The organism is Marinoscillum sp. MHG1-6, assembly GCF_024714475.1.
Lineage (GTDB): Bacteria > Bacteroidota > Bacteroidia > Cytophagales > Cyclobacteriaceae > JAMZMI01.
The window spans coordinates 617,966-644,553 of sequence record NZ_JAMZMI010000002.1 but is presented as its reverse complement, the minus strand read 5'-3'; the positions used below and the strand labels follow the sequence as shown (position 1 = coordinate 644,553).

26 protein-coding genes are annotated in these 26,588 nt (G+C 42.8%); 8 read left to right on the top strand and 18 right to left on the bottom strand.

What is annotated here, in order from left to right:
* Window positions 1–66 precede the first annotated feature (66 nt).
* The 8 genes from NXR94_RS06575 to aroB all read right to left on the bottom strand — a co-directional run bounded on the left by NXR94_RS06575 (window position 67) and on the right by aroB (window position 6,868).
* Window positions 67–564: a DinB family protein gene (locus NXR94_RS06575; protein WP_258103803.1), complete on the bottom strand. Its 498-nt coding sequence runs from the start codon at window positions 562–564 to the stop codon at window positions 67–69.
* A gap of 100 nt (window positions 565–664) precedes the next feature.
* Window positions 665–859, bottom strand: coding sequence for a cold-shock protein (locus tag NXR94_RS06570; RefSeq protein WP_258103802.1), 195 nt, complete (start codon window positions 857–859; stop codon window positions 665–667).
* A 268-nt stretch (window positions 860–1,127) separates the two neighbouring features.
* Window positions 1,128–2,099: an arsenosugar biosynthesis arsenite methyltransferase ArsM gene (gene arsM, locus NXR94_RS06565; protein ID WP_258103801.1), complete on the bottom strand. Its 972-nt coding sequence runs from the start codon at window positions 2,097–2,099 to the stop codon at window positions 1,128–1,130.
* A 63-nt stretch (window positions 2,100–2,162) separates the two neighbouring features.
* On the bottom strand, window positions 2,163–3,209 hold the full coding sequence (gene arsS / locus NXR94_RS06560) for an arsenosugar biosynthesis radical SAM (seleno)protein ArsS (RefSeq protein ID WP_258103800.1): 1,047 nt from the start codon (window positions 3,207–3,209) through the stop codon (window positions 2,163–2,165).
* A 31-nt stretch (window positions 3,210–3,240) separates the two neighbouring features.
* Window positions 3,241–3,585, bottom strand: a complete 345-nt coding sequence (locus NXR94_RS06555) for an arsenosugar biosynthesis-associated peroxidase-like protein (protein WP_258103799.1) — start codon at window positions 3,583–3,585, stop codon at window positions 3,241–3,243.
* A 69-nt stretch (window positions 3,586–3,654) separates the two neighbouring features.
* Complete coding sequence (locus tag NXR94_RS06550; protein ID WP_258103798.1) at window positions 3,655–4,338, bottom strand: DUF2064 domain-containing protein; 684 nt, start codon at window positions 4,336–4,338, stop codon at window positions 3,655–3,657.
* A gap of 45 nt (window positions 4,339–4,383) precedes the next feature.
* The gene (locus NXR94_RS06545) at window positions 4,384–5,604 is read right to left on the bottom strand and encodes a 3-phosphoshikimate 1-carboxyvinyltransferase (RefSeq protein WP_258103797.1); all 1,221 of its coding nucleotides are present in this window, start codon (window positions 5,602–5,604) and stop codon (window positions 4,384–4,386) included.
* Between the two features lie 229 nt (window positions 5,605–5,833).
* The gene (aroB, locus tag NXR94_RS06540) at window positions 5,834–6,868 is read right to left on the bottom strand and encodes a 3-dehydroquinate synthase (protein ID WP_258103796.1); all 1,035 of its coding nucleotides are present in this window, start codon (window positions 6,866–6,868) and stop codon (window positions 5,834–5,836) included.
* A 75-nt stretch (window positions 6,869–6,943) separates the two neighbouring features.
* Between aroB and NXR94_RS06535 the strand changes: the two genes are divergently transcribed.
* The 3 genes from NXR94_RS06535 to NXR94_RS06525 all read left to right on the top strand — a co-directional run bounded on the left by NXR94_RS06535 (window position 6,944) and on the right by NXR94_RS06525 (window position 10,226).
* On the top strand, window positions 6,944–8,140 hold the full coding sequence (locus NXR94_RS06535) for a proline dehydrogenase family protein (protein WP_258103795.1): 1,197 nt from the start codon (window positions 6,944–6,946) through the stop codon (window positions 8,138–8,140).
* A 13-nt stretch (window positions 8,141–8,153) separates the two neighbouring features.
* Window positions 8,154–9,875 carry a lysine--tRNA ligase gene (lysS, locus tag NXR94_RS06530; protein WP_258103794.1) on the top strand — a complete coding sequence of 574 codons (1,722 nt, stop codon included), beginning with the start codon at window positions 8,154–8,156 and terminating at the stop codon, window positions 9,873–9,875.
* 147 nt (window positions 9,876–10,022) lie between these two features.
* Window positions 10,023–10,226 (top strand): hypothetical protein, encoded by a 204-nt coding sequence (locus NXR94_RS06525; RefSeq protein WP_258103793.1) that lies wholly within the window; start codon window positions 10,023–10,025, stop codon window positions 10,224–10,226.
* Between the two features lie 6 nt (window positions 10,227–10,232).
* Here NXR94_RS06525 and NXR94_RS06520 read toward each other — a convergent pair whose 3' ends face one another.
* From NXR94_RS06520 to NXR94_RS06500, 5 genes are all read right to left on the bottom strand, one after another.
* A complete protein-coding gene (locus NXR94_RS06520; RefSeq protein ID WP_258103792.1) occupies window positions 10,233–10,712 on the bottom strand; it encodes a hypothetical protein in 480 nt (159 codons plus the stop codon).
* A gap of 12 nt (window positions 10,713–10,724) precedes the next feature.
* Window positions 10,725–11,273 (bottom strand): hypothetical protein, encoded by a 549-nt coding sequence (locus NXR94_RS06515; RefSeq protein ID WP_258103791.1) that lies wholly within the window; start codon window positions 11,271–11,273, stop codon window positions 10,725–10,727.
* Window positions 11,274–11,317: 44 nt separating this feature from the next.
* The gene (locus NXR94_RS06510; protein ID WP_258103790.1) at window positions 11,318–11,755 is read right to left on the bottom strand and encodes a GNAT family N-acetyltransferase; all 438 of its coding nucleotides are present in this window, start codon (window positions 11,753–11,755) and stop codon (window positions 11,318–11,320) included.
* A 165-nt stretch (window positions 11,756–11,920) separates the two neighbouring features.
* A complete protein-coding gene (gene murI, locus NXR94_RS06505) occupies window positions 11,921–12,742 on the bottom strand; it encodes a glutamate racemase (RefSeq protein WP_258103789.1) in 822 nt (273 codons plus the stop codon).
* Window positions 12,743–12,754: 12 nt separating this feature from the next.
* Window positions 12,755–13,297 (bottom strand): mitochondrial ATPase complex subunit ATP10, encoded by a 543-nt coding sequence (locus NXR94_RS06500; RefSeq protein WP_258103788.1) that lies wholly within the window; start codon window positions 13,295–13,297, stop codon window positions 12,755–12,757.
* Between the two features lie 254 nt (window positions 13,298–13,551).
* Between NXR94_RS06500 and NXR94_RS06495 the strand changes: the two genes are divergently transcribed.
* Genes NXR94_RS06495 through NXR94_RS06480 form a run of 4 tightly spaced genes read left to right on the top strand, consistent with a single transcriptional unit; the run spans window position 13,552 to window position 19,018 of the window.
* Window positions 13,552–15,279 (top strand): DUF1800 family protein, encoded by a 1,728-nt coding sequence (locus tag NXR94_RS06495; protein WP_258103787.1) that lies wholly within the window; start codon window positions 13,552–13,554, stop codon window positions 15,277–15,279.
* A gap of 1 nt (window position 15,280) precedes the next feature.
* Window positions 15,281–16,984 (top strand): DUF1501 domain-containing protein, encoded by a 1,704-nt coding sequence (locus NXR94_RS06490; RefSeq protein ID WP_258103786.1) that lies wholly within the window; start codon window positions 15,281–15,283, stop codon window positions 16,982–16,984.
* A complete protein-coding gene (locus tag NXR94_RS06485) occupies window positions 16,953–17,825 on the top strand; it encodes a PorT family protein (RefSeq protein WP_258103785.1) in 873 nt (290 codons plus the stop codon). Before NXR94_RS06490 ends, NXR94_RS06485 begins: the two co-directional genes overlap by 32 nt.
* Before the next feature lie 2 nt (window positions 17,826–17,827).
* Entirely contained in the window at window positions 17,828–19,018 is a 1,191-nt protein-coding gene (locus NXR94_RS06480) for a hypothetical protein (RefSeq protein ID WP_258103784.1), read from the top strand.
* On the opposite strand, the gene NXR94_RS06475 is transcribed toward NXR94_RS06480, so the two are convergent.
* From NXR94_RS06475 to NXR94_RS06465, 3 genes are all read right to left on the bottom strand, one after another.
* Window positions 19,012–19,494: a YkgJ family cysteine cluster protein gene (locus NXR94_RS06475; protein ID WP_258103783.1), complete on the bottom strand. Its 483-nt coding sequence runs from the start codon at window positions 19,492–19,494 to the stop codon at window positions 19,012–19,014. The genes NXR94_RS06480 and NXR94_RS06475 overlap by 7 nt on opposite strands.
* Window positions 19,495–19,511: 17 nt before the next feature.
* Window positions 19,512–20,000: a DinB family protein gene (locus NXR94_RS06470; RefSeq protein WP_258103782.1), complete on the bottom strand. Its 489-nt coding sequence runs from the start codon at window positions 19,998–20,000 to the stop codon at window positions 19,512–19,514.
* Window positions 20,001–20,074: 74 nt separating this feature from the next.
* Window positions 20,075–21,616 carry a hypothetical protein gene (locus NXR94_RS06465; protein ID WP_258103781.1) on the bottom strand — a complete coding sequence of 514 codons (1,542 nt, stop codon included), beginning with the start codon at window positions 21,614–21,616 and terminating at the stop codon, window positions 20,075–20,077.
* 242 nt (window positions 21,617–21,858) lie between these two features.
* On the opposite strand from NXR94_RS06465, the gene NXR94_RS06460 reads away from it, so the two are divergent.
* The gene (locus NXR94_RS06460; RefSeq protein ID WP_258103780.1) at window positions 21,859–23,379 is read left to right on the top strand and encodes a 2-isopropylmalate synthase; all 1,521 of its coding nucleotides are present in this window, start codon (window positions 21,859–21,861) and stop codon (window positions 23,377–23,379) included.
* Here NXR94_RS06460 and NXR94_RS06455 read toward each other — a convergent pair.
* Together NXR94_RS06455 and NXR94_RS06450 are read right to left on the bottom strand one after the other, a co-directional pair.
* Window positions 23,376–23,915, bottom strand: coding sequence for a hypothetical protein (locus NXR94_RS06455; RefSeq protein WP_258103779.1), 540 nt, complete (start codon window positions 23,913–23,915; stop codon window positions 23,376–23,378). The genes NXR94_RS06460 and NXR94_RS06455 overlap by 4 nt on opposite strands.
* A gap of 195 nt (window positions 23,916–24,110) precedes the next feature.
* A complete protein-coding gene (locus NXR94_RS06450) occupies window positions 24,111–26,588 on the bottom strand; it encodes a PspC domain-containing protein (protein ID WP_258103778.1) in 2,478 nt (825 codons plus the stop codon).

Genomic DNA, 26,588 nt, shown 5'->3' with positions numbered 1-26,588 from the left:
TCAGATTATAAACTAACCTGATAGCAAGTTGTTGGGAATTTCTAGAAAGGCTTATTTCAGCGAATGTCAGTGATTCCAAACTACAGGCTCATAGTCAGGAAGAATTTGCTTTAGATGGTGCTCCATATGCCCCATGTAATCCCGGATCCAAAAACCCAAAGTAGGTAATTCGTAAGGTTCCCAGTAGGCGTAGGATGGAGGAGTGATGTTGTGCTTTTTTCTTGGAAGATTGAGGGTTTCTTCCGGAATGTTTTTCACAATTTCGGACATCCGATGATTTAGGTGAAAGAACAATTCAAGAATAGAAGACCAGTTTGCATTTTGGTAGTCATTGGCTTCCACCCAAAAATCCTGAGAATATCCATCAAAGATGAGTTCATCTGTTTCTTGAGCGTGGATGATGCGCCCTACATTATTGATGGCCGAATCGCACAGGTGGCCGATGATTTGGATAGGACTCCATTTTCCTGGAGATCTTGGTGTTTTGACCTGTTCATCTGTAAGTGCTTCGAGAGGAGTTCTGGCTGTGTCCAGAATTGATTGGAGTGTTAGTGATAGGTCCATATATAAATTTACGACTTTATATAACCAAGATTCAAACGAGGGAATAAAAAAAGGCCGAGCATTTGCTCGGCCTTCATTTTGAATCAGAATATTTTCTGAATTAGTCGATCAACTCTACGTTGACAGCATTCATTCCTTTTCTTCCTCTCTCTACATCGAATTTCACTCTGTCGTTCTCTTGAATTTCGTCAACAAGACCACTTGAGTGAACAAAGATGTCATCACCAGAATCTGCAGGTTTGATAAAACCGAATCCTTTAGTGTTGTTAAAAAATTTTACTGTTCCTTCTTGCATTGTATTGATATTGTATAAAAAATAAAATATAGCCAGATAAGCCAACCAGAAGGATAAAAAAGCACGTTAGGAAATCGGCTTGAATTCCAAAAGGAAGTTTATGATGACCAGTCTTAAATAAGGGAGGGGTAAAAAATTAAGTAGAACCTTGTAAGATAATCTAAGTAAAGGTTACTCCAACATTACTAATTGACTGGGCAAAGGTAGGTGTTTATTATTCATCAATACCTACATTATTTGCTTTTAATAAAAAATACTTGCCTGAAAATCAGCAACAACCACCTCCGTCATAGAAGAATGTACTCTCCGATATGAAAATATCTTTCCTCCCCATCGCTGCCAAATTCCCGGCTGTCTTATCACATATTGCCAGGGGTTGATTAGGCATTAGCACATGGCCCTTGTGATCGTCGAAATATTCTTCATCCCCAAAATATATGGCCGTTTTTCCAGTGAAAACACAGGGACCATCCTCTGGCATCGGATCCTTAATGGCGCATACTTCCACACTTTCGATGAAAAGATTTTCCTCAGTATCATAATGTGCAGAATCCAAAATGCGATAGGGTCTTTTGGCTCTGATCTCCACCGTTCCAAATCCAATCTCCGTAATCATTTTGACATATTCTTTCAATGGAATCGCCCCACTCAGACATAGTCCCCTGAGTTTCGCGTCGTTTTTCAATGTATCAGGCATCGGCTGATCGCATATGGGGTCAGAAAGAACTAGTCTGCCATGCGGTTTTAGGACACGGTACATTTCTTCAAGGGCCTTTTTAAGGTCCTCTTCGTGAAAGATGTTGAACAGGCAATTTTGTGCGGCCACATCAATGGAGCTATCTTCGACAGGTAAGCTGAGGGCATCACCTTTACGCAGATCAACAAATTTTGATTTGAACCATGGGTTTTGTGGCTCTGCCTCTATGAAATTGTTACGACTGGCTTCCAGCATTTCGTCTACGACATCGACTCCAATAACTCCTCCTGTTTGTCTATTGAAGTAGCTGAATTGCAGTAATTCCATGCCCCCACCAACACCGACATAGAGAATTTTAGGGTTATTGATCAAATCCCTTGGATTGACGGTGCTCCCGCATCCGTAGTTCATTTGTTGCATTATCTTCGGGACCTCCAGACCGGGAAATGCCCAAACTGGTGTCGTGGTACAGCAAAGCCCTACATTGGGAGTCTCCGCAGCATCTTTATAAATGTCTTTTGTAACGTCTAGGTATCTTTCCATTATCAGTTTATCAGTTATCAGTTTTTACCGATGGATTTTGTAAACCCACAATGCTGATTACAGTTAAGTGGTTGCTCCTCCACAACTGGATCCCGCTCCGGCAGTGCAACCATAACAGTGCTGACTTGTTTTAATATTTCGCTTGCTCAGAGTCAATTCGTTAAACTCTGAAATATGCTTCGAGTCTCCGGCAACCTTCAGTTCAAGCATCTGATTGAAGTCGCAATCATACAAATGTCCGTCCCAGCCAATGCTTAAAGTATTGCGACACATCACTCCTTTTGCGGCAACGGGGTTAAATGCATTAACAAGTTCATTCATATAATCCTCATAATTTTCGGATTGGATCAGATAGTCCAGAAATCTGCTAACCGGAAGGTTCGTGATGGTCAGTAAGTTGTTGAACTTTACCTCAAAACCCCGTTGCAATTTGCGTTTAAACTGTTTCTCAAGCTCTATTTGATCTCCAGGTAAAAACGCTCCAGAGGGGTTGTACACCAAATCCAGCTTTAAATCCGAGTCTGGCATGCCATACCCAATTGCATTGAGCATTTTAAGGGCTTTGATAGATTTTTCAAATACACCATCTCCGCGCTGCGCATCAGTCCTGCGTGCGTTGAAATAAGGAAGAGAGGATACTACATTAACTCTATGTTTTTTGAAAAACTCAGGAAGGTCGTGGTATTTTGGATTGGAAAGAATAATGGTCAGGTTGCATCGAACGATGATTCCTTTTCCCAGCTTAGAAATCTCTTCCACAAACCACCGAAAGTTGGGATTCATCTCAGGGGCACCACCTGTAAGATCCACAGTGGCAGCATCTATTTGACTTAGAGCGTCCAGGCATTGCTGCATGGTTTCTTTCGACATGATTTCCTGCCGATCAGGACCGGCATCGACATGACAATGCTTGCAGGTTTGGTTGCACATCTTACCCACGTTTACCTGGAAAATTTCAATGCCTTTTGGTCTTAATGGGAATAGGTCGATTTTCTCCATTTTTTGCTGAAAAGCAGGGATTTCGACGGCTTCGTGATTGTCCAATATTTCCAATTGTCTTTCAGAGGAGGAAAGTCGGTGTTTTTGGCGTTTTAGGGTTGCCTCAGACATCTTATCTGTTTTTTTGATTGAAGAGGAGGGGTTACCCACCTTGCATTACTTTTTCTTTCACCTGGTTCATCATTTGCACACCATGAACCAGAGATGCACCCCCACGAATGGCTCCGGCCACGTGAAGCGCTTCCATCATTTCTTCCTCATCAATACCTCTTTTGAGACCATCCGATGTATAAGCATCGATACAGTAAGGACATTGGATAGTATGAGCCACGGCAAGTGCTATGAGTGATTTTTCCCTTGCACTCAAGGCACCCTCTTTGAATACGCTGGTGTAATAATCGAAAAACTTGTCACCGAGTTCTTGCTGCCATTCAGTTATGTTGCCAAATTTTTTAAGATCTTCTCTATTGTAGTATGTTTCTTTCATATAAAGTAATGGTTGCCTAACTCCGAAATGTCAGGAAATGTTAAATAATAATTGAAATACGGACTGAAATCAGTAGATGGATGGCGGTGCCCTTAAGCTCAGGCTTTGAATAGGAATTACCTGAACCAGAATGTTCGGGATGTCCGAGGTTTCAGCTTTTCCAAATAGTCGGAAGAGAAACTTCCTAATAGCTGATCGCATCTTTTTTAGTTGCAATACATCCTGTTGGTTGTTCAGGTCTTTTTGATTGTTCAGGAAAGCTGTCGGCCCAAGAGATGAAAGTTGCGCTAGCAGCCCGCTTGTCTGCCAGGAAAGGTTTTCGAATTGAGCTCTATTAAAATGTTCTTGCCGGAGGGCGATTAGATAGGCTCCCTTTCTAAGATCAGGCCCAATGACATTATTTCCTTGTTTGAGTGAAGCAGTGATTTGTGTCCAATTAAGCTGATCGATTGCAGAAGCATCATTACCAACACAGATTACTGTGCGATAACCTTTTTGGAAAACGCATTCGAAAGCATTGGTAATGCGCTCTCCAAAGGTCTTGCCGACTTGCTGATGCTCATTCAGGTGTATTACCTGAAGCCCGGATGTCTTTAGGTGACGATAAGTTCTTTGAACCAGGTAATTCGCAAACTTCGTGTCCTGATTCTTATTATTAAACCAGTGCTTGGAGGTCGACTCAGCTTGTGCGGATCGACTGAAAAAAAGTATGGCAATATCACTGTCCTGAATCACTCCTTTAAAGAAAGACAATAACCATGAGCTTTCCTGTGGTAAAGGAGTAATCCTAGCGACAAATTACTCCATTTCCATTCCCATGGACTTCATGTCATCCCAGAATGCAGGATAAGATTTATTCACTACTTCCGGGTCAAGGATGGTCAACGGCATCACTTGGTTCAGTGGTGCGAAGGCCATGGCCATACGGTGATCATCATAAGTTTCAATAGGCTCAGTAGACGCAGGTAAGGTTCCCGGACTCATCACCCACAGGCCGGTTTCCGGCTCGGTTAAGGATCCTCCAATCTTCTTAAGCTCTGCAGCCATTGCTGCGATTCTGTCCGTTTCTTTGATGCGAAGGCTTTCGAGCCCGGTCATTTTTAAAGTAGCACCTTTAGCTGCAGCTGTTACCATTACCGTCTGAGCAAGGTCTGGGCAGGTTTTGAAATTGATTTCAATCACTTCATCCAGTCGACCATTGCTTTTCAGGTGGGCTCCGTTGTCTTCATAGACTGTACTGACACCAAGTTTTTCCATGATGGTAGCAATCTCCTGATCACCCTGAAGGCTATCAGACTTAAGTCCTCCAAGCGTAATGTCCGCATCAGGGTTTAAGGCGGCCATAGAGTACCAATAGCTGGCCCCTGACCAGTCGCTTTCCACCATATATGCTCCTCCCTGGTAGGGTTGTGGCTGAATCGTGATGGTGTCATCCATCCAAACTGAATCAACACCAAATTTCTTCATTAGACCAAGCGTCATTTCAATATAAGGACGACTGAACACTTCGGTTGTCAGGTTGATCTGAAGCCCATTGGGCAATGAAGGGCCAATCATCAAAAGTGCACTGATGAACTGGCTGCTAATGTTTCCAGGGATGTTGAGCACAATCGTTTTCTGCTCTGTTATCTTATTGATTTTAAGTGGGGGGTACCCTTCATTTTCCAGGTATTCAATTTCAGCACCCAAATCTCTCAATGCATCTACGAGCAAACCGATGGGGCGCTGCTTCATACGGTCAGTACCCGTGATGGTCTGGCCGCTACCCATAGTGCCAAGGTATGCCGTGCAAAATCTCATGGTCGTTCCTGCATCGAGCACATCCCATACATTGGCATCCTTATTGCTAAGTAATCTCATCATGGTTTGAGTATCTCTGGCGGCAGACAAATTGTTTAGTTGCAATTTTCCACCGCTAAGTGCGTTTATAAGCAAGGCTCTGTTGCTTTCGCTCTTTGATGAAGTCAGTTGGACGTGCCCGTGAAGGGGTTTGTCGAAAGTTTTTAGTTGGATTCTCACTTGAAAAATATTTTTATAGCGGGTAGAACAGTGGACCTACCTTTTTCGTTTTAAGGAATATAATTTTTAAACAAAATGTCTATTTATCGATCATTCGGTTCGTTTGTTATCGCGCTCCTTTTGGGTGCTCTAACTTTTTTCATTGCGACACCTCGTAAATCCAGTAAATTCAAAAATAGAGCTGCCAAAGCTAAACTGGATAGTAATATTGGGGACAAAGAAAATCTGTTTATTTAAGATTTGAATAATAATTCATTGCTGCAATGATCATTGGTTCAGTTACCCTTTGATCAAAGAGGCATTTGCCTATTCCGTCCAACAGAGAAAAACTCAGCTCGTTCCCGATATTCTTTTTATCCTGAAGCATAAGCGGGAAAAGCACATCCAGCTCAGGGAGCGCAATCCGATCATACGTGGTGTCAATATAAGCCGTAAGGCTTTCCAGTTCATCCGCAGTCAGCGTATTCTGTTGCATAGCCAGATGTCCTTCCAGGATCATGCCTACCGCAATGGCCTCACCGTGAAGCAAACTGATGTTATGGTTGAGATGCCAGGTTTCGATAGCATGCCCCAAAGTATGTCCGAAATTCAGAATTTTTCTTAACCCGGATTCTTTTGGGTCTTCTGTTACTACCTGGTGCTTGATTTCCACGGAAGTGGCGACAATACTTTTCCAGTCAAATTCCGGGAATTTCCCATTCTCGATCGTTTCCCAGTAAGGTTTATCGTGAATGAGTCCGTGTTTGATCACTTCTGCAAAACCAGAACGAAGTTCACGCGGTGAAAGCGTTTTCAAAAACTCAACGTTGATCAAAACCTTTGCCGGATCCTGAAATACGCCCAGGTGGTTTTTGAAGCCCATAAAGTCTATCCCCAGTTTTCCACCAATATTAGCATCAACCATGGCCAACAGCGTAGTCGGAAAGTTAACGAATCGGATGCCCCTTTTGTAAGTGGAGGCACAAAATCCGCCCATATCACCGATCACCCCACCACCAATATTTACCAAAAGAGATTTTCTGCTAAATCCCCAATTGGTGAGCGCAGTCCATATTTCAGCGCAGGTATTAAGGTTCTTATTGATTTCACCGCTTTTGATTTCGATGATATTCGCATCTGCCGGAAGATCAAAAAGCGGGAGGCAATGCGCGCGGGTATTCTCGTCCACGAGATATGCAACCTTATCAGGTTTTAGTTCAGCCAGGACTTGTTTCAACCCTTCATTTGGGTTAGAAACAAACAAGATTGATTCAGGTAAATTCACAGGATTCCGTCTATCAAAAATTGAGGAAGATTGTGGCCTTTTGACCACTATCTTTATGTTTTAGTGTTCAAAGCTATGACAGAAAATTCAAATATCAATTTTGAAGATACGGCAGTGGCCTTTGCTCATAAGAGCAACTGGGAGTTAAAGAAGTCACATTTCGTTTTTTCTACCATGAATCATCCGTGGTTAGTCAAAACGGGAACCTTCATGACGAGCCTTGCATTAAAGGTGCATTTTCCGGTAAAGGGATTAATCAAAAAAACGTTATTTGATCAGTTCTGCGGAGGGGAATCTTACGCAGGAAGTGAGCCCCGCATGCGTAAGCTGGCTGAGCGAAAAGTAAAAACAATATTGGACTATTCCGTAGAGGGAGAAGGGTCCGAAGCGAGTTACGATGCCACGATGGAAGAGGCACTTCGGGTAGCGGATTATTCCAAACCTCATGTGAGCATTCCTTTTTGCGTGATAAAAATGACAGGCCTGGGATCAGTAGACCTGATGGCTAAAAAACAGGCAGGTAAAAAGCTGAGCGAACTGGAGGAGCTTAAGTATGAGAAAATACTTGACCGCATTGATCGCATCGTGGAACGGGTCGCAGAGAATGGTATGCATTTTATGATTGATGCAGAGGAAAGCTGGATTCAGGACGTAGTCGATGAGATCGCTTATTCGCTCATGAGGAAATACAATAAGGAAAGACCCGTGGTTTATAATACCTATCAACTCTACCGACATGAGGCTTTGGAAAATATGAAAAAAGCCTTTCATGAAATTACGGGTGAAGGATACCATTTCGCGGCGAAGCTGGTAAGAGGGGCCTATATGGAAAAGGAACGGGACCGTGCGGAAGACAAAGGGTATAAAGATCCTATACAGCCTAATAAAGAGGCAACTGATCGGGATTACAATGCCGCACTGACCTTTGCGGTAGAGCATATTGATCGGTTTTCTGTATGTGCCGGAACGCATAATGAGCAGTCTTGTCAGTACCTGATCAATCTTATGGACGCTTATAGCATGGATAAAAGCGATGAAAGAGTTTACTTTGCGCAACTTTTAGGGATGAGTGATAACATCAGCTTCAAGCTGGCATCTCTAGGATACAATGTGGCGAAATACGTTCCATATGGTCCTGTAGACAAGGTGTTGCCCTATTTGTTTCGAAGAGCCGAAGAAAACACTTCGATCGCCGGACAAAGCGGACGCGAATTTTCACTCATTAAAAAAGAGTTAAAAAGAAGAAAGGAGGCCCAAAAGGCTCTGAATTAAATAATAAGTACCCATGCAGTTAAGCGAACAGGAACTACAAAGAAGACAAGAACGTGAGGAATTGATGAAATCGGGGGTGGATCCATATCCGGCGCCCACTTTTGAGGTGAATGTCACCACCGCGGACATCAAGGAAAACTACGAGCGAAGAAAAAGCGATTACAAAAATATTTCTATCGCAGGACGTTTGATGAGTCGTAGGATCATGGGTTCAGCTTCCTTCGCTGAAATTCAGGACAGCACTGGCCGTATTCAGGTCTATATCCGTCGCGATGATATTTGTGAAGGAGAGGACAAATCCCTTTACAACGACATCTTCAAGAAGAGACTGGACATAGGTGACATCATTGGGATCAAAGGATATGTTTTTACCACACAGGTGGGAGAGATTTCTATCCACGTTACCGATCTAAAGCTATTGACTAAATCACTTCGTCCACTCCCAATTGTAAAAGAAGCTGAGGATGAAGAGGGAAATAAGAAAACATGGGATGCCTTCACAGATCCTGAACAACGATATCGTCAGCGTTACCTTGACCTCATTGTAAACCCGCATATCAAGGAGACTTTCAAGAAAAGAACGGTATTGGTAAATACCATTCGAGATTTCATGAACGACCATGGATACCTGGAAGTGGAGACTCCTATCCTTCAGCCGATTCATGGGGGAGCAGCTGCACGCCCTTTTAAGACGCATCACAACACGCTGGACATGCCGCTTTACTTGCGTATCGCGAATGAGCTTTACCTGAAGCGATTGATTGTCGGTGGATTTGATGGGGTATATGAGTTTGCCAAAGACTTTAGAAACGAGGGGATGTCTCGTTTTCATAATCCGGAGTTTACCCAGGTGGAGCTGTATGTGGCTTACAAGGACTACTTCTGGATGATGGACTTCATGGAAGAAATGGTGGAAAAAATCGCCATGAACCTTCACGGAGACACCAAAGTGCAGGTAGGTGATAATGTCATTGACTTCCAAAGACCGTGGAAGCGATTCACGATGTTCGAAGCGATAGAACATTTCACAGGTATCGATATCTCTGAGATGGATGAAGCACAGCTTCGAGAGACTTGCAAGAAATTAGATGTGCCTGTAGACGATACGATGGGGAAGGCAAAATTGATTGATGAAATCTTCGGGGAGAAATGTGAAGGGCTATTAATTCAGCCAACCTTTATCATTGATTATCCGGAGGAAATGTCTCCCCTGACTAAGAAGCATAGAAGCAAGCCCGGGCTTGTAGAACGTTTTGAAGCGATCTGTAATGGTAAGGAGATAATGAACGCATATTCCGAGTTGAATGACCCGGTAGATCAGCGCACAAGATTTGAGGAGCAGTTGGAATTGGCGAAACGAGGAGACGAGGAAGCCATGGCGATGGATGAAGACTTCCTAAGAGCTCTTGAATTTGGAATGCCTCCAACAGCTGGTGTTGGATTGGGTATTGACCGTTTGGCGATGATCATGACGAATTCCAACTCTATTCAGGATGTTTTATTTTTCCCTCAAATGAGGCCTGAGAAAAAGCAAAAGGCTGTAGAGTTGAATGGTGATGAAAAGCTGGTTTTTGAGCTGATTGAAAAAGCCGGACGCTCGGATTTGAATGTCATCAAAGATCAGACAGGTCTTTCGAATAAGAAATGGGATAAAGCAATCAAAGGGCTTACCCGAGGAGGTTACGCTAAAGTAGAAAAAACGGATGAAGGCTTATTTGTAGAGCCGGCTCAATAGCGATTAAAAATATTTTTATTCTAAAAACCCTGCCTATGGTAGGGTTTTTTCATTTCTGTCCGTTTCAATATTAAAAGTTGGAACGATAGTTGGGTTAAGGCTATCAAATATTATTTAGGCCCGTCTGGGAAACCAAATCATACAGAGATGAAATACATACTTGTTTATTCCTACCGCACTAATGACTACCAATTAGATCTTGTAAATAAGATTGATAACGCTGAGGACGTTGAGGTTCTTTATGAATTTGAGTTGTCAGAGATGAAAATAATGACCAACGTACTCAAGAATCTGAGACTACAGCGGAATATTCGTATGTCTGAGAAAGTGAGGGAGCTGATCGCGGCCTGATCCGTCTTAATTCAAAGTATACCGGAAATAGTTATCTGAAGTTTCTGTGGCTTGAGAGCCATTAATAAGAAGCTTGTCTAACAGAATAATTTCCCCACAATTACCTTGTACGGTAGCATATTTTAAGGTCATTTCCAGCACATCGGCAGTATCAGCCAACTGTATATTATAGAGACTGGAGTCGCCTTCCGTATCAAAATAAATAGCAAGAGCTCCCGGAAAGCTGCCTCCCAGGTTTTCCTGAAAAGGTATATCGTTGCCCGTTTCACTATTCCAGATTTCAATCGAATCAGGATCGTAAATTCCTAAATCCCCGATAACAGGATTGGAAGCTGAGTCAACAATGTAAAGGTTAAAGTATTGTGGTACCGGATCTTCACGGCATTGATCTTCCTGCCAGTCACAGCCCACAATTAAAAGCATTAAGCAAAAAATCCCGACAAAAGGGACGGGTATTCTGGTTGTATTCTGTCGGGATCTTTTCATTTTCTTTTTTTATTAAAAGGCAAGGCCAAAACCAGAATTGATCATTAATCCTTTGGACAAGATGCTTGGTACTGCTTCGGTGTCTGTCGATCCATCCGGATATTTCACCTTAAATTCTGAATCACCCAATAAGGCAGCATACCCGATTTCAGACATGAAATAGAATGTACCTCCGGATTTTACGCCAAGCTTAAAGTTGAGATAGCTAAGATTTACGCTACCAGATCCTTCCAAACCACTTTTAGTGTAAGATCCTTTAAAACTTTGATTACCATACCCGACATGTGCGTATGGACCTTTGCCTTTTCTTAGGTAAACGTTGCCTCCCAGGCTAAAGTATGAGTAATCGAATTCTGCACCGAACAATGAGATTGTTGGCATTTTCGTAAAGTCAACATTGGGGGCGATTCTCCCACCAAGAACAGGGAGTACATATTCCCCAGTTAAGCCGGCCAGGTTAGGGAAACCAAACTTTAGTCCTACGCGTACTTTCTTGTCTTGAGCTGATACTGTTGCTAGCAATGCTACGCTCAGCGTTAAATAAATAAAGAGTTTTTTCATTTCTGATGGTTGAGTTGAAATTGAATTATGAGGGATCAATTTATTTATAATTTTCTTCTAAATACAAGCTGATCCACGGCTTCTTTCCCATTCTCAAATACCGGCTCCTTATAATATTGGATAAAATGTCCCTTTACGGTGGTTTCATGTTCGAATTTTAACTTTTTGTAAAATTCGATTTGATGGTCACTTACATCGGCCGTCTTCACGATTAGAGACTGGTACGTTTCCATACGCGCCTGTCTGATAGCATACTTAATCAATTCCATCCCAATGCCCTTTCCCTGGAACTGAGGATATACAGAAAGATTTTTGACTTCTAATTCATCGTCAGATATTGGGGCCATAAGAAATCCGCCCACGATTGTCTCACCCAGCTTAGCACAAAATGCCTCACTAAAGGGGAGGTATTTTTCAATGAGATCCTCAGAAGGGTCGCCAACAAGGAGCAGGTCCATGGGCAGACTTTCTGAATGATCCATTTTGCTAATTCTTAACTCACTTAAATCCATGGCGCGAAAATAACAAGCCTATGCAATCTCACTTCAAGGAGTGTCAACAATTTTGAAGCATGATCAAGCTTTAAGGGTATTTTAAGAAACGGTGATGCAGGTTTGTTTGAAGATAACTTATTTTCTCCTGACAACCTAGATATGCACAAATCTTGACCTGACCTCTGAACCAAAAAAATGAACGGCGTGCTGATCAAAGTTAGTGGTGGAATCGGTGGTTAAAAACGTCTGTGTGCCTCCGATAGAACATTTTTCCACCATCTCAGGATGTCTGCTTAGGTAATCTTTCAGACTGTCCGCAACGACTTTTCCCTGACTAATAATTTGAATGTGCTTGGGAAGAAATTGCTGGATTTTGGAAAGTAGGAGGGGGTAATGTGTACATCCCAGTAATAGGGTGTCAACCTTTTCTGATTGGTTGAGAATGGCATTGAGGTCTTTTTGAATAAAATAATCCGCGCCATCTCCTTCGTACTCTCCATTTTCCACCAGCGGTACCCACATTGGGCAGGCATGTTGATAGACCGCAATCCCCGGTGTCTGCTTTTCGATCTCGATAACATAAGAATCAGACTGAATGGTGCCCGAGGTTCCAAGGACACCGACATGGCCACTTTTAGAGATTTTGCCAATCATTTCCGCAGTTGGGCGGATCACTCCAAGTATGCGCCTATCCGGGTCGATCCCGGGTAAATCGCGTTGCTGAATGGTTCGAAGGGCTTTCGCGGAAGCGGTATTACAGGCCAATATGACCAGGTGGCATCCCTGATCAAAAAGAAACTTCACGCATTCCAGCGTGTATTCATAGATAGTCTCAAATGATCTGGTCCCGTAGGGTGTTCTTGCATTGTCACCTAGATAGATATAATCATATTCCGGCATGGTGGATACAATTTCTTTCATCACAGTGAGTCCACCATAACCGGAGTCAAAGATGCCAATCGGGCCTTTTTTCATCAGGTGAGCAAATTAGAACGGAAGCAGATCAACTATCTTTTGCATTTTCCGATCGGAATAGCCTCCACTTGTAGCATAAACGATCTTGCCACTATCATCCAACAAGTAGAAGTAAGGAAGGTTCTTATCATCAATGCCCAATGCGTCTTTATATTCTTTCAATGTTCCTTTATAAAAGAGTACATGTGGGTGAAGCTGTTTGTCCACATCTTCCTCTACTTTTTTCATAACCTGCTCATAGGCCGGTCGCTTCGCACCCGTCAGCATAGGTACGAAGAATACGTTCACATCATAATCCATCGCAAACAGTTCATTCGGGCTTGGTTCTTTTATCAACTGCTGATAGACAGGGTTAAACCAACCTTTAAGATCGGTCTCTGATTTTTTTGAAAAGGCTAACCCAATAAGCGTGTACTTGCCCTTGGTATCTTCAGGGATATTGACAGCGCCGTGTACCAGGCTTTCACCGTCCAGATTAGGGAACATATCTCCGGTTTGTGCTTGTGCAACGCAAACCAAACCAAACAGTAGTGGGATAATGAATTTCTTTAGCATACCTCAATTTTAATAGATTCCAAATGATTCCTTTTAGTGTCGGCGGTATATCGTTTTGATCTACAGGCGAATTTCGTGCCTAAAACTAAAAATAATCCGGATGGGTAGGTTTTGTTATGTTTTAATTATTTCAAGATTTTTTATAATAAAATCTGCTTCCGATGATTTAAATTAGTCATCCACCTTTATTGTTACTTAATATGCCGTTCACTCCCTTAGCCGATCCGCTCGGTAAAAAGAGAGCCGCCCATTTTTTGAGAAGAACCTGCTTTGGAGCGTCTATCACAGATATTGACACCTTTGCAGCACTCACTCCTGCTCAGGCATTCGCACAGATTTATGATACCAATTTGCCGTCAGTGCCATTGCCCATTGATCCTGCTACAGGGTCGGAATGGATTACCACGGGCACCACAGATGCCAATAGTGAGGAATTTGATTTGCGCAGGTTTCTGAATGCATGGCAAGTTAGGCAGATGTTGGCGGCGGATGTTCCTGATGCCCAGCAACTGGCATATAAGTTTAGAGAACGACTGGTCTTTTTTCTGCACACTTTGTTTACTACCAAGCAATCAATCGTGGCCAATAGTCGGTCACTTTATTATCAAAGTGCGCTATTTAGGAAGTACGCTTTTGATCGTGAAGACGGGACAAGGCCCGCTGAAGATCCATTACTGCCGGATGTGGATGTGCCAGTAAACCTGAAGGCGTTGACCAACAAAATTTCTGTAGAGAACGCCATGTTGGTGTTTCTCGATGGGCGCTATAATGTGAAAGGAAGCCCAAATGAGAATTATGCCCGAGAAATGCTGGAGCTGTTTAGTATAGGCAGGGGCCTGGAGGGGTTTGTTCCCGAGCCGGAATTTGATGGAGATTATTACAACTATACTGAAACTGATGTTCAGGAGGCCGCGAGAGTGTTTTCAGGGTTCAATTTTGACGATACCTTTTCGAATCTTGATTTGGATACAGATCTGCCAAGGGGCGTGGTTCGGGGCGACGCGGAAGAAGCCATTCAGCATGATAACGGCACCAAAACTTTCAGTGCCAGATTGGATGGCGCCACCATTAGTCCAGACCCTAATCTTTTGGTGAATGGTGCAGCTACGGAGGACAGTGCATTGGAGGAGATCAGCCAGCTGGTGGATTTGATTTATTCTAAAGAAGAGACGGCAATTAATATTTGTCGCAGGCTATATCGGTTCTTTGTTTATCACGAGATCAATGATGTAATACAAGCAGGTGTCATTCAGGATATGGCGGATGTTTTCGTTGCTAATAACTTTAAGATCTATCCCGTTCTGGAAGCTTTATTTACCAGTGAGGAATTTTACGGAGGAGGAGTCGGATATGATGATGACCAGTTTGGTAGTATCATTAAGTCACCATTGGATGTAGTAATTGGCTTTGTGAATAATTTTGAAATAACCATTCCTGATTTTAGTACTGAGGTTGGGACGGAATATGAATTTGCACGGGAACTACTCAGTGCGACCTCACTGCAGGGGATGGATTATTATGAGCCTTTCGAGGTGGCTGGATATCCGGCTTATCATCAATTCCCCATCTACAACCGGAGCTGGATCACAACGAATTACCTGACCTCACGATATGATTTTGTGGCGGAAACCCTGGCGAATGGAATCGGAGGAATGGATGGGGTTGACCTGTATGCTTTTGTGAGAGCCAATATTCCCGATAGTACGGCTCGGGTTGGGCAGGATTTGATTATCTCACTGGCAGAATATTTTCTTCCGGTATCCGACAGTCTATCATTCAGCACACCATCCACAAGCGAGCTGACTCCCGAAAGACTTAATTATTTCCTGGATGCTTTCTTGTACAGAGATAACATAGATGTAGATCCTGAAGCTTCATGGACGTTCAGGTATGATAATCAAACTGACCTGGAGACCATGTCAATGCAATTATCTAATTTGTTCAATGCACTGTTGCAGAGCCCCGAATACCAATTGATGTAATATGCGAAGACGAAATTTTATCAAGCGACTAGGTTTTGCGGCGGGAGCTCCCATCGCGTTCCATGGGGTTCCTCTACAGATTCTGGCTTCTCATAGAAACTTACAGGAACTGGCAGCGCAAAGCTCCAATGATCGAGTACTGATCATTCTACAAATGCATGGTGGAAATGACGGTCTAAATACCTTTATTCCACTAGCAAACTATGATGAATACTACAGCCGAAGAGCCAATATTGCTTTGCCTTATAAGTCCGGATTGAGGACGGTCATTCCCTTGGATAGTACCATAGCCGACTCCGATCAGATAGGGCTACACCCTGATATGCAGGATTTTAAGGAAATGTACGATCGGGGTAAGGCAGCCGTTTTTCAAGGTGTTTCATACGAAAATAATAATGGATCGCATTTCCGAGGAAGAGATATTTGGTTCATGGGAGGTGATGCAGATGATTACTTCTCATCAGGTTGGATAGGACGTTATCTCAACCAGGAATATGCGCCGCTTTCTTACCCTGATGATTTTCCTTCTGCTGATATGCTTGACCCTTTAGCGTTGGAGATGGGAAATGACGTATCACTTTTGTTTCATCAGACCGGAAACATTCCAACTTCAATCAGCCTCGGTAGCGGACCCTCGGGCCTCGCAGCTCTGGTGGAAAACCTGGAAGGATTTACCGATGAAGGGATCGACCCGCGCGGGACTCCACCTGCTTTTTTGAATAATAGCGCCTACGGTAAGGAGATGAACTGGATTTTGGGGCTGGAGGATAAATCTGAGTATTATATCAAGCGTCTTGCGGCTATCTATGAAAGTGCGAGCGAGACCAAAGTCACCTATCCTGAATATTACCCATTTAATGCCCCGGCAGGAAGCAGAAGAAACAATCTTAATGGACAACTTCAGTTAATTGCTCGTTTGCTCGAAGGGGGCATTAAAACCAAGGTTTTTCTGGTAAAAATTGGTGGATTTGATACGCATGCAGATCAGAGTGAGTCGTATGATTCTACAATGGGAGCTCACGGAGCCTTACTGTACCATATCTCTTCGGCCATGCGGGCGTTTGATGCAGATCTTAGTCAAAGGGGACTTGCCCAGAGGGTACTGACAATGTCGATGTCTGAGTTTGGAAGACGAATACACAGCAATGGTAGCTACGGGACTGATCATGGGACCGGAGGTCCGGTGATGATGTTCGGAGCTGGTGTGAAACCGGGGGTGTACGGGACCAACCCTGACTTAAGTCAGAATAATGTTCAGATGCAGTTTGATTACAGGCAGATCTATGCCAATGTCCTGAACGAATGGATGGGAGTTGAGCCCCAGGTGATTACAGATCATATTTTCTTCAGGGACTTTATTTCTGGTCCTGCGCCTGATGGGTCTAATTACGAACCAATGGATTTGATAAAAGAAACCATTACCTCAGGTTCTGATTTTTTAAGAGCGAAATATAAAATTGATTCTTTATATCCCAATCCAGCTAGCAACTATACCCAGGCTAATATTGTGGTCAATGACTACCAAGCGGTGACTGTTGAGTTGATCGATATGCAGGGGAAGGTGGTGATGCGAACAGTGCGTAATATGAGTCCGGGAAAGCATATTGTGACTTTCCAATTGAACAACGCCCGCCCGGGTATTTATTTTGTTAAAGCCAAATCTCAAAAACTGAATGACACGAAGCGTCTATTTATCCGCAAATAGAGGTCTGCTAACCATCGTTTGCTGCCTGTTTACATTAAGTCTCCTGGCTCAGCGTCCCAAGCAGATGCCGTCATCATTTGATTCTTTCCTGGATACACAGTGGTGGCTTGGTATTCGATTTGGGGCAAATTTCTCTCAACCTTTTCCGAGTGATAAAGTGAGTGCCTTTAGTCCAATAGATTATGAGACAAGCGAGTTGGAAAAGGATTATCATAATTTTCAGGATATCGGAGCCATGGCAGGCATGGATATCTCTTTTTATCATAAGGGCATTTCCATTGGACTGCAACCTTCTTACAAACATGTTAACTACTCGTACACAAGCGAACGACAATGGTTTGGGACAGGTGGGGAGACACAATTTGCCACGCAATATGATGTGAGTCAGTATGTCAACTTTCTGGAGATTCCGCTGGTGTTGCAATATGAGATTTACAGAAGAGGTCAAATTAGTCCTTTTGTCTTTGGAGGCTTATTTTATTCGTTTGTTATCTCAGCCGGAAAGGATGCTAAGGTTACCTATTTTGATTACAGCTCAGGTGGTGGGGTAGAGTCCCCGGGTGGGCAGTTTTCCATTGGAGTGACAAAGGAGTTTCAGAACTATTTTGGAGCCCTTGGTGGACTAGGAGCCGCTTTTGATTACTTCAATGTGAGGACGATACTGGCTGCGTCCTATCAACAGTCCTTTAGATCTATAACGGACAGGGAAAAGCAATACCGGGATAATGAACTATCCTCTTTAGGTGAAGCAAATGATAAGATCAATTTGAATAATATCAATGTCTCGGTCAGCCTGGTGTTTCCGTTGCGATATATTGACAAAACCTTTCAACCTTATTAATCATGAGAAGAGCGTATATAATTCTGCTTGCCGCTTACGGTTTCTGGTCATGTGGGGATGAAAGCTTTGATGCAACTGACTCATTTACCAAAATATATGATCACAGTTCAGCTGAGGTCGCTTATCACCCTATTGACATGGTGAAGACTGAAGAGGGCTTTCTGATTCTTGCAGCTACCCAGTTAGATGAATCTGATTTTAGCGGTGTCCAAGTGATACAATTGGATGAGAAGGGAGATTTCGTGGCTGAGCAAACTGCCGATGTTGAATATGTGGCTCCTGTGGGTGGTTTCATGCAAGTAGATACCGGGTATTTCTTCTTTGCCATGCATGAACCCACGTTGTCAACTGTATTGATATCAGTGACTCCTACATTGTCAGGCTTTAATATCGCGACGGCTGTGGCCGGACCATCTTATCCATTGGCGGGTTCGGTTAACGATGCGGATGAGTTGTTGGTGCTTACTTATAATCCGGAAGCACTTCAGACGGTCATTTCAAGGGTCTCCGCTGATGGAACTTTCTTGCAGGGTATTGGCTATACCATCGGGGCAGGGAGTGATGTTGAAGCTCAAATTATTTCACATTTCGTAGATAATGAAAGATCAGGACTCCCATTTTTCTGCGGGGAATTAGCGGGTACTGGTCAGGTGTACTTTAATGGCTTTTATAACTATACACTTTCCTTGGTGTTCAGCAGTTTTGGAGATGCGCCTGATGGCGTGTTGCAAGGCCAGGCAACTGATGGTGGAGTTTCTGCAGCCATGCCGGTAATAGGTAGCAACTTCTCGCTAGTGGGCTTCCAGTTCAATGACAATTTTGTCACACCTGCGGCTACCCTGGATCCTAATGGGATCAATTCAAGTATTGATTTGGCTCAAGGGACCATTTCGGAACTTAAATCAAGAAGCAAAGCGGATATTGTCCTTTGGGAAAACGGGGGCAATCAATATGTAGTTGTAGCTGCTGAGACTCAGAACAGACAAGTCGTGCTATATATCTATGATTACGCCTCTGGTCAGATGGTGGGCATTGAGCGAATTGGTTATCAAAATGCGTTTACACTCTCTTCAATAAAAGTTGATGATGAGAATGCTCTGTTGGTTCTTGGCTCAACCTATGTTTCAGGAAGGTTTGAGCGGGCATTTTTAAAGAAGCTTAGTGCAGATCAGCTAAAATCATTCATTCAGTAAATATTGTAAAGCTGTGTCACTATCCTGCTGACTGCGGGACAGATCAGCGTGTTGTTATAAGTTAAGTCTGTGATCTGAAACATTCTTTTACGATCAGTGTGAGGATATTCTCGGCACGCTTTAGGTCTGCTTTCATAAACGATGCATTTATTGTCATCACCCAGAAAGGGGCAAGGCGCCTGTTGTAGGATATAGTCTCCCTCTTCGTCCCGCTGGAGGTAACTATTAATAAAATCAGGAACTTTCATTTTCAGCGCTTTCGAAAGTCGCTCAATATCAGATTCCAGAAATAGAGGGGAAGTGGTTTTGCAGCAGTTAGCACATTCAAGGCAGTCAATTTCCTGAAACACTTCTTCGTGCAAGGCATGAAATTGATCATCCAGATCTTTAGGCTTTTGCTTCTTTAGTTTTTTTAGAAGCGAACGATTGGGCTTTCTGTTTTTGTCTGCTTGCTCCAGGTCTTTCTGGTAAATCATATGCAATGATAGACTCTCTAAGCTTTTGAGTAATGCTTTGTATGAGAAATGAGCATGTAGAGTTGGCCGAGATGATAGATGTCATGATGGATAATTCCCTTCAGCATATGCTCGAAGTTATAGTCCCTTCCGATAACTTTTTCTTTTAGCAGATCATCCGGTGTTTCTTCCAGGGTCTGTATAAGTATCTTTTGAGTTTCCCGAAGTTTACCCACCAGTAGGTCTTTATCGGATGGTAGGTATTTCTTTTTCGGCCAGTCAGCTTCATTGGTTTGCCCTATGGACCAGGTTTCAGTGCCACCATGAGGGTTTTGGATTTTGTCTATCACAAATTGCCGCCAATGAATCATATGGTTCAGTATTTCGCCAATAGAATTTCCTCCATCAATTGAGAAATTGAGCTCATCACCCTTTATCTCCTGGATGTAAGAGGATAGGCTTTGACCAAACCATGGGGTTCCTTCAAAGACCTCATTAAGATCCTTAATGGTTTCGTTGATTGTCATGATAGGCGTTGAATGGTACTAATAAGTTAGCGAAAAAACGATTAAAATTCTAATGCCTTTTTAACCAAATGAGCCTATTTAATGAGGTTGTGTGCCTTTTGCTTGATCACCTCAGCAACCGGACGGTTTTCAATTTTACTGTCTAGCCAGGAAATAATGTCAAAGTATACAAATGGTCGCTTATCATATTTGCTCGCTGAGAGCTCAACCATTTTCTTCCTTAGCCAAATGAAACGCTCTAAAAGGCTTGTTGTGGTGTCTTTGCTTAGGCTCCGAATGAAATCCAGAATATACTGCTGGTACAAGTGCATGTCGTGTTTTTTCAAAAGGAAACGGTAGGTAGATCGAATGTAATATTCAATCACATCGTTGTTCCCTAGCTCATAATGGACTATGAGGTTCAGGATTCTTGCGAAGGAGTGCACATCCTCTCGTATGTCCTGATCTTCAGAGTTGATGATACGATTGAGCCATTTAAGCGCATCCCTGTGATCATCATTTCCCAGGTAGAGGCTGGCGATTTTATAGAAAAGCACTAACTCGGAGTGCTTGTCCAGCATGCCGATAAAACCTTCCAATCGTTTCTCGATTTTTCTTAGAAGTTTCACGGCCTTTTTGAACTCTCCGGTCATTATATACCCATTGAACTGATGTGCGTAGGAGTATTTGAACAGACGTATCTGGATGTTTTCATTCATCTTAACAACCCTGTGGTTGGCTAACTCCCTCAACAGTCTATGCGTTTGGACAAAATCCGAACTTAGATAAAGTCGTTCCTGCATATTGAGGAGGTGATTTAATCCTCTCAGGTACTTTTCGAAGTTGTGAGAGGAGGAAGGAACCACGGGAAATAAGTTTACCCATTTATAAGCAAATTCATGTGCCTGCTCAAAATCCTGGATGAAGTTGTAGTAGCTAAAATGAATGTCATACCAAATCAGCTTTTCCGAAAAGGAGAGGACGGCTTCGTCATACTTTGGAAGCTTGTCTACGAAGATCTCGTTGATATGTAAGAAATCCTCTTTGTTTCTAAGGTAGCCCAACTTGATGTAGATGGCATTGAGCTCCACGGTCAGGTTTGTAAGCAGGTTGATACGCGAGATACGTTCGTTTACTTCGTTGCTTTCATCAACGATCTGCTTTACTCGTTCCTGATTATTTTTCCCCAGGGAATAAGGGAGGAGGTTTTTCTCCCATTTTAGCACTTCAAGGTGCAGCTCCTGATTATCGCTTTTCTTAACTGCCTTTTTGACCTTCTGCAGTAGCTGCATGCTTTGGCTGTACAAACTTCTATCAAAAAGGATTTGTATATAATCGATGTTTTCCCTGATGGATATATCTTCGTTTGTGCTGGTGGTATACTCTTTTAGGCTTTGGAGAATTTTCTTGTAAAGATTGGCTTTCAGATTACTGAATTGGTCCTTCCTGATCCACTCATTTTCTTTCAGTACCTTTTCCTCATTGAACTCCTTCATGTTGTCCATTTCATCAAAGAGTTTCAGGTATTTATGGTCAGATCCGCTTACAGGACTGTTTCGTAATTTAAAGTATCTTTTCTCACTCTTCTTCAGTGATTTGATGAGGGTGAATAAATGATCTGACCGTTCTTTAGACATTGTACTTAAATCGATTCATTTGTAATGATATTAAAATATTGCGAACTTTATTGAATAGGTACTTGCATTAGAAATCGTAATTAAAATCTAATTTGGTTTCTAATGGGCTATAAAGAGTCATACTTTTGTTGAAGCCCAAATTCAAGATTTGTGTGACAGGATAGCTGCGTCATAAAAAAGGGATTAACAGGAACGTTGTAGGGTCTGAATTGGGTTATATAAAAAGTTAAAAACAGTATTATATGAGCGATAAAGTTTATGTTTTTGATACCACCCTTAGGGATGGTGAGCAGGTGCCAGGTTGCCAGTTGTCTACTCCGGAAAAAATCGAAATTGCGAAAGAGCTTGAGATACTGGGAGTTGACATCATTGAAGCTGGTTTTCCAATCTCCAGCCCGATGGATTTTAATTCGGTAATAGAGATTTCTAAGGCGGTAAGTGAACCTACCATATGTGCGCTGACAAGAGCCGTAGAAAAGGACATAGATTTTGCTGCGGATGCTTTGAAATTTGCAAAACACAAGCGAATTCACACCGGTATTGGGGCGTCAGATTATCATATCAAATACAAATTCAGAAGTAACCGTGAGGGTATTTTGGAACGTGCGATAAAGGCTACGAAGTATGCGAAGAAGTATGTTGAGGATGTAGAGTTTTACTGTGAGGATGCGGGTAGAGCCGATAATGAATATTTGGCTCGTATGGTAGAGGCAGTAATCGCTGCCGGAGCTACGGTTGTGAATATCCCGGACACTACCGGATACTGTCTTCCTGAGGAATACGGTGCTAAGATCAAATACCTTAAGGATAATGTAAAGGACATCGATAAGGCAATTATCTCATGTCATTGCCATAACGATTTGGGATTGGCTACAGCTAATACTATTTCTGGGGTGCTGAATGGAGCGCGCCAGGTGGAGGTGACCATCAATGGTATCGGAGAGCGTGCAGGTAACACTTCACTAGAAGAAGTTGCCATGATTCTTCAGACCCATAAGGATGTAGATCTACACACGAACATTCAGAGTAACAGAATATATGCCTTGAGCCTTTTGGTGAGCAAAATGATGCGAATGCCAGTGCAGCCTAATAAGGCGATTGTTGGTAGAAATGCCTTTGCTCATAGTTCTGGTATTCACCAGGATGGAGTGATCAAGCATAGAGAGAGTTATGAAATCATGGATCCGGCAGATGTTGGGGTTCCTCAAAACTCCATCATTCTGACTGCCAGAAGTGGTAAGGCCGCCTTGAAATATCATTTGGAGCGACTGAACTACGATCTATCAAACGAAAGGGTAGAGCAAGTTTACGAAGAGTTTCTAAAGCTAGCCGATGAGAAAAAGGACATCTCAGACGATGACTTGATTGTATTGGTAGATGGAAAACTTCCTGAAGGTGGCTTCAGTTTTGAAAATGTTCAGCTGTCGTATGAAAGCAATGGACAGGTAACTTCAACGATCACCATGAAGGTGGGAAGTGAAGAGATGACAGCCACTGCGACTGGTGAAGGTTCTGTGGAGGCTTCTTATAATGCTGTTGACAAAATCATTGGTGAGAAAGTGAACATTGATGAGTTTTTGGTGCAATCAATAGGAGACAGAAGCGATGCTGGAAAAGTTCACGTAAGGGTGAAGTACCAGGAGCAAATGTATATTGGATTTGGAGTGCACCAGGACGTCGTAATTGCTTCAATCAAAGCATATATTGATGCCATTAATAAGATTGCTTCCATAAAGAATAAGTCTCTGGCCGGTACGGTTTAAAAGATTTTTTCTGATTCATAATATTCAAAGGCCTTGATCATGTCCTCTTTTGAGTTCAGGTCAAGGTTTTTTGTTTTTATGTGATAAGCCATCCATTTGTCATCATCCCCAAAGACCTTCAAGATGTCTTTGTTTTTGAAGATTGGCTCCAGTTTTCCTTTTTCGAAGATAAAAAATGGAGGTGTTGTTTCGATATCGGTAGGGAAGTACTTAAAATTTTCCCGGTATACGATCATCATTCCGTTTTGCGCACATAACATTTCAAATAGTCGAGGGTTTTCCCCGGCGTCCAATCCAACGTACGTTCCTTCCGGAGTGACCGCTTTGGTGATTTCGCGTGCAGTAACCACCCGGTACCTTGATCCATTTTTCAATACGAGGTGGTCTTGATCCATTTTGATTTGAATTATGCCTTTAAGTGTATCCTGCTCCAGTATAACCAGGCCTTTGGAGTAGCCTGTGGTGGTAGTTTCGTCAGCTTCGGAAGGGGAGATGAATGTGTGGGTTAGTGCCAGTAGCGCGGTGAGTAATTGCATGATCTAACAGAATTATGTGCATGAAATTACCGGGTTACGGGAGGCATTCAAACCCAATTGAAGAGCTTAACGATTTATTAACTGGTTGGTAAGTAATTGGTTAAATGGCAGAAATATCATTAACATTCTCATAAAACTGCTCCATAAAAAAAACCTGCAATTAGCAGGCTTTCATCACGAGGTGAACAGTATTTTCTAATAGCGTTTTACTGATCCATTACCATCTTCTTCTATATTGATATTGGAGTTTCCTTTGTATCGAATGGTACTGGCTCCATCGGCTCTCGCTTCAATTGATTTCGAGCCAAATACAGTGGCTTTGGAAGCCCCCTCTGCTTCAATGTCAATGTGATCTACCAAATAATTCAGGCTGTTCAGGTTGGAGGCCCCTTCAACGTTAGCATCGAGGCTTAAGCCCTTACCCACTAAATCAATAGAAGCGATGCCCTCAAGATCAATATCCAGATCAGTGACGTTTACATTCACATAAAGGTCAGAAACTCCTTCAATAGTAATATTCATCTGTTCTTCATCGAATCCAATCACATCGCCATCGCAGGCTCCCTGAATTTCAAGGTCAGTCAGGTGAGGCATCTTTACCTGAAGTTTAATACGCTCCTTTTGCTGCTTTTTCCACCATTTCCATTCGTCTCGTTTGAAATTGACTTCCAACCGGTCACCTACCTGATTCAGGTAAACATCTTCCAATAGTTCTTCGTCACCGTACAGGACAACTTTGAATTCATCAGCACGGGAGATCTCAAGATCGAAAACAGATCCTATAACGAGTTGGTCAAATTTTTCAAATGGGTAGTCAATGTGGTGAACCCCATCATAGGAGGGTCTGGGGGTGACATCCAGGTCGTCTGTGGGGCCATAGTAGCTGATGTCGTCATCATCATCAGATCTGATTGTACAGGTGAGACAAACCAGACCTTCACCCTGTTTAAATACCCAGTCATTGCCCGGGATGTCATAAACCCGGTATCCACTTTGGTGAATGGTATTGAATAGGATATCTGACAAGTCTTCGTCCATCCTAAAAACCTTTCCATATGGGATGAAAAAAGTCACATTTACATGCTGAAAACGAAATTTGGCACTGTCGTTAAATGTGTAGTTAGAATTGAAGTAAATATCCTCTCCATCCTTTCTGATCGCATAGTCAACCATGGCTGCATTGGCTTGTGCCTGTGTTCTTGACTGACCTCGGCTTTCCGTTTCGATCAGTGCCGTGTAAACGCTATCACTTTGTCCCCTGAGCATAAGGTCCACTCCATCCCAGTCTATGCCGCCCAGATTATTAAGTTTTAACACAGGAGTAGCATCAGTAAGCGCAAATTTCTCTTCTCTTTGGATATCAGCCGTTTGATGGAACTCTGAAACAAAGGATGGAATGGTGACGGCTCCCAGGATAATTCCGACCACCCAAATGGTAAATAAGGACCACCCGACAGCTGAATTGATCAACCATTTTTTGGAAATGACTACCAGACCCAATATAGCCAGGAATAACGCAGGAATAATAGTGATAAAAAATACTCCCACAAGCATATATCCATTGATCGATTGCTGAATAAGTTCGAAAGGAATCAGGAAGTCTTCAACCATAAAATTCCCCGATGACCCATATAGTGCTGATATCATACCAATCAAGGCAGCGGTCATGATAAATCCAGCGAAGACAAGAATGGCTCCGAATAATACGCGAACCACGTCGACTACGAATTTGAGTAGTGGCCCCAGTATTCGGCCTATTCCCTGTATAAGGGCGGCGAGTAACCTAAAAGGGAAGAGCAGCACCTTGGTGAGGGGCTTTTCCTCACCTTCAGTCATCTTAAAGCTTTTTTTTAAACTGTCTTCGATGTTTTGGAGTGTCACGGGTTGTCCACTCATCTGCATTTTTTCCGTGACCGTTTTAGCTATTGGAGTAATGATCCATAGCACGATATAAAGCAAAGCTCCGGATCCGCCCAGGAACAAGGTCAAAACAAATAACAATCTGATGACTACTACATCGACTCCGAAGTAGGCGGCAATACCGGCAGCAACTCCTCCAAGAACGCGATCATCATTGTTTCTATATAATTTTTTGATCTTGGTGTTTTCCTGAAGATCATCGGACGGAGGCATCACGAACCAAAGGATAATGTACGCCACAAAAATGGCGGTGCTAAGTCCGTAAAAGAAAATATTAATTAACAGTGCAAGAAATAACAGTCTGACCCACAGCGGGTCAACTCCAAAATAGTGCGCAATGCCCGCAGCTACTCCACCTATTAAGCCTCTGTTGGTATCTCTAAATAGCCGCTTGGGTTCAGCTTCCTGAGCTTCTTCCTTAGGGGCTTCATCAGTCTTTGTCTTTTCTTCCTGCTTTTCTTGTTCGGATTCCGGAGCGTCCTCTTCGATACTAGCTTCGAAGTCGGTAGTTGTACCCATTGTCGCAATGAGTTCATTAATGTCTTCAACGTTCAGCGTCTGTCTGCCATCGTTGAGTTTCATTAAAAACAGTTCAGCGATACGTCCTTCAATATCTGACATGATCTCTGAACTTTCCTCAAAGGTTGAGAAGTAGCGATTGATGGAGTCCAGATATTGCTTTAGTTTATCGTATCCGTCTTCTTCAATGTGGAAGATAATGCCTCCTATATTGATGCTAATTGTCTTTTTCAT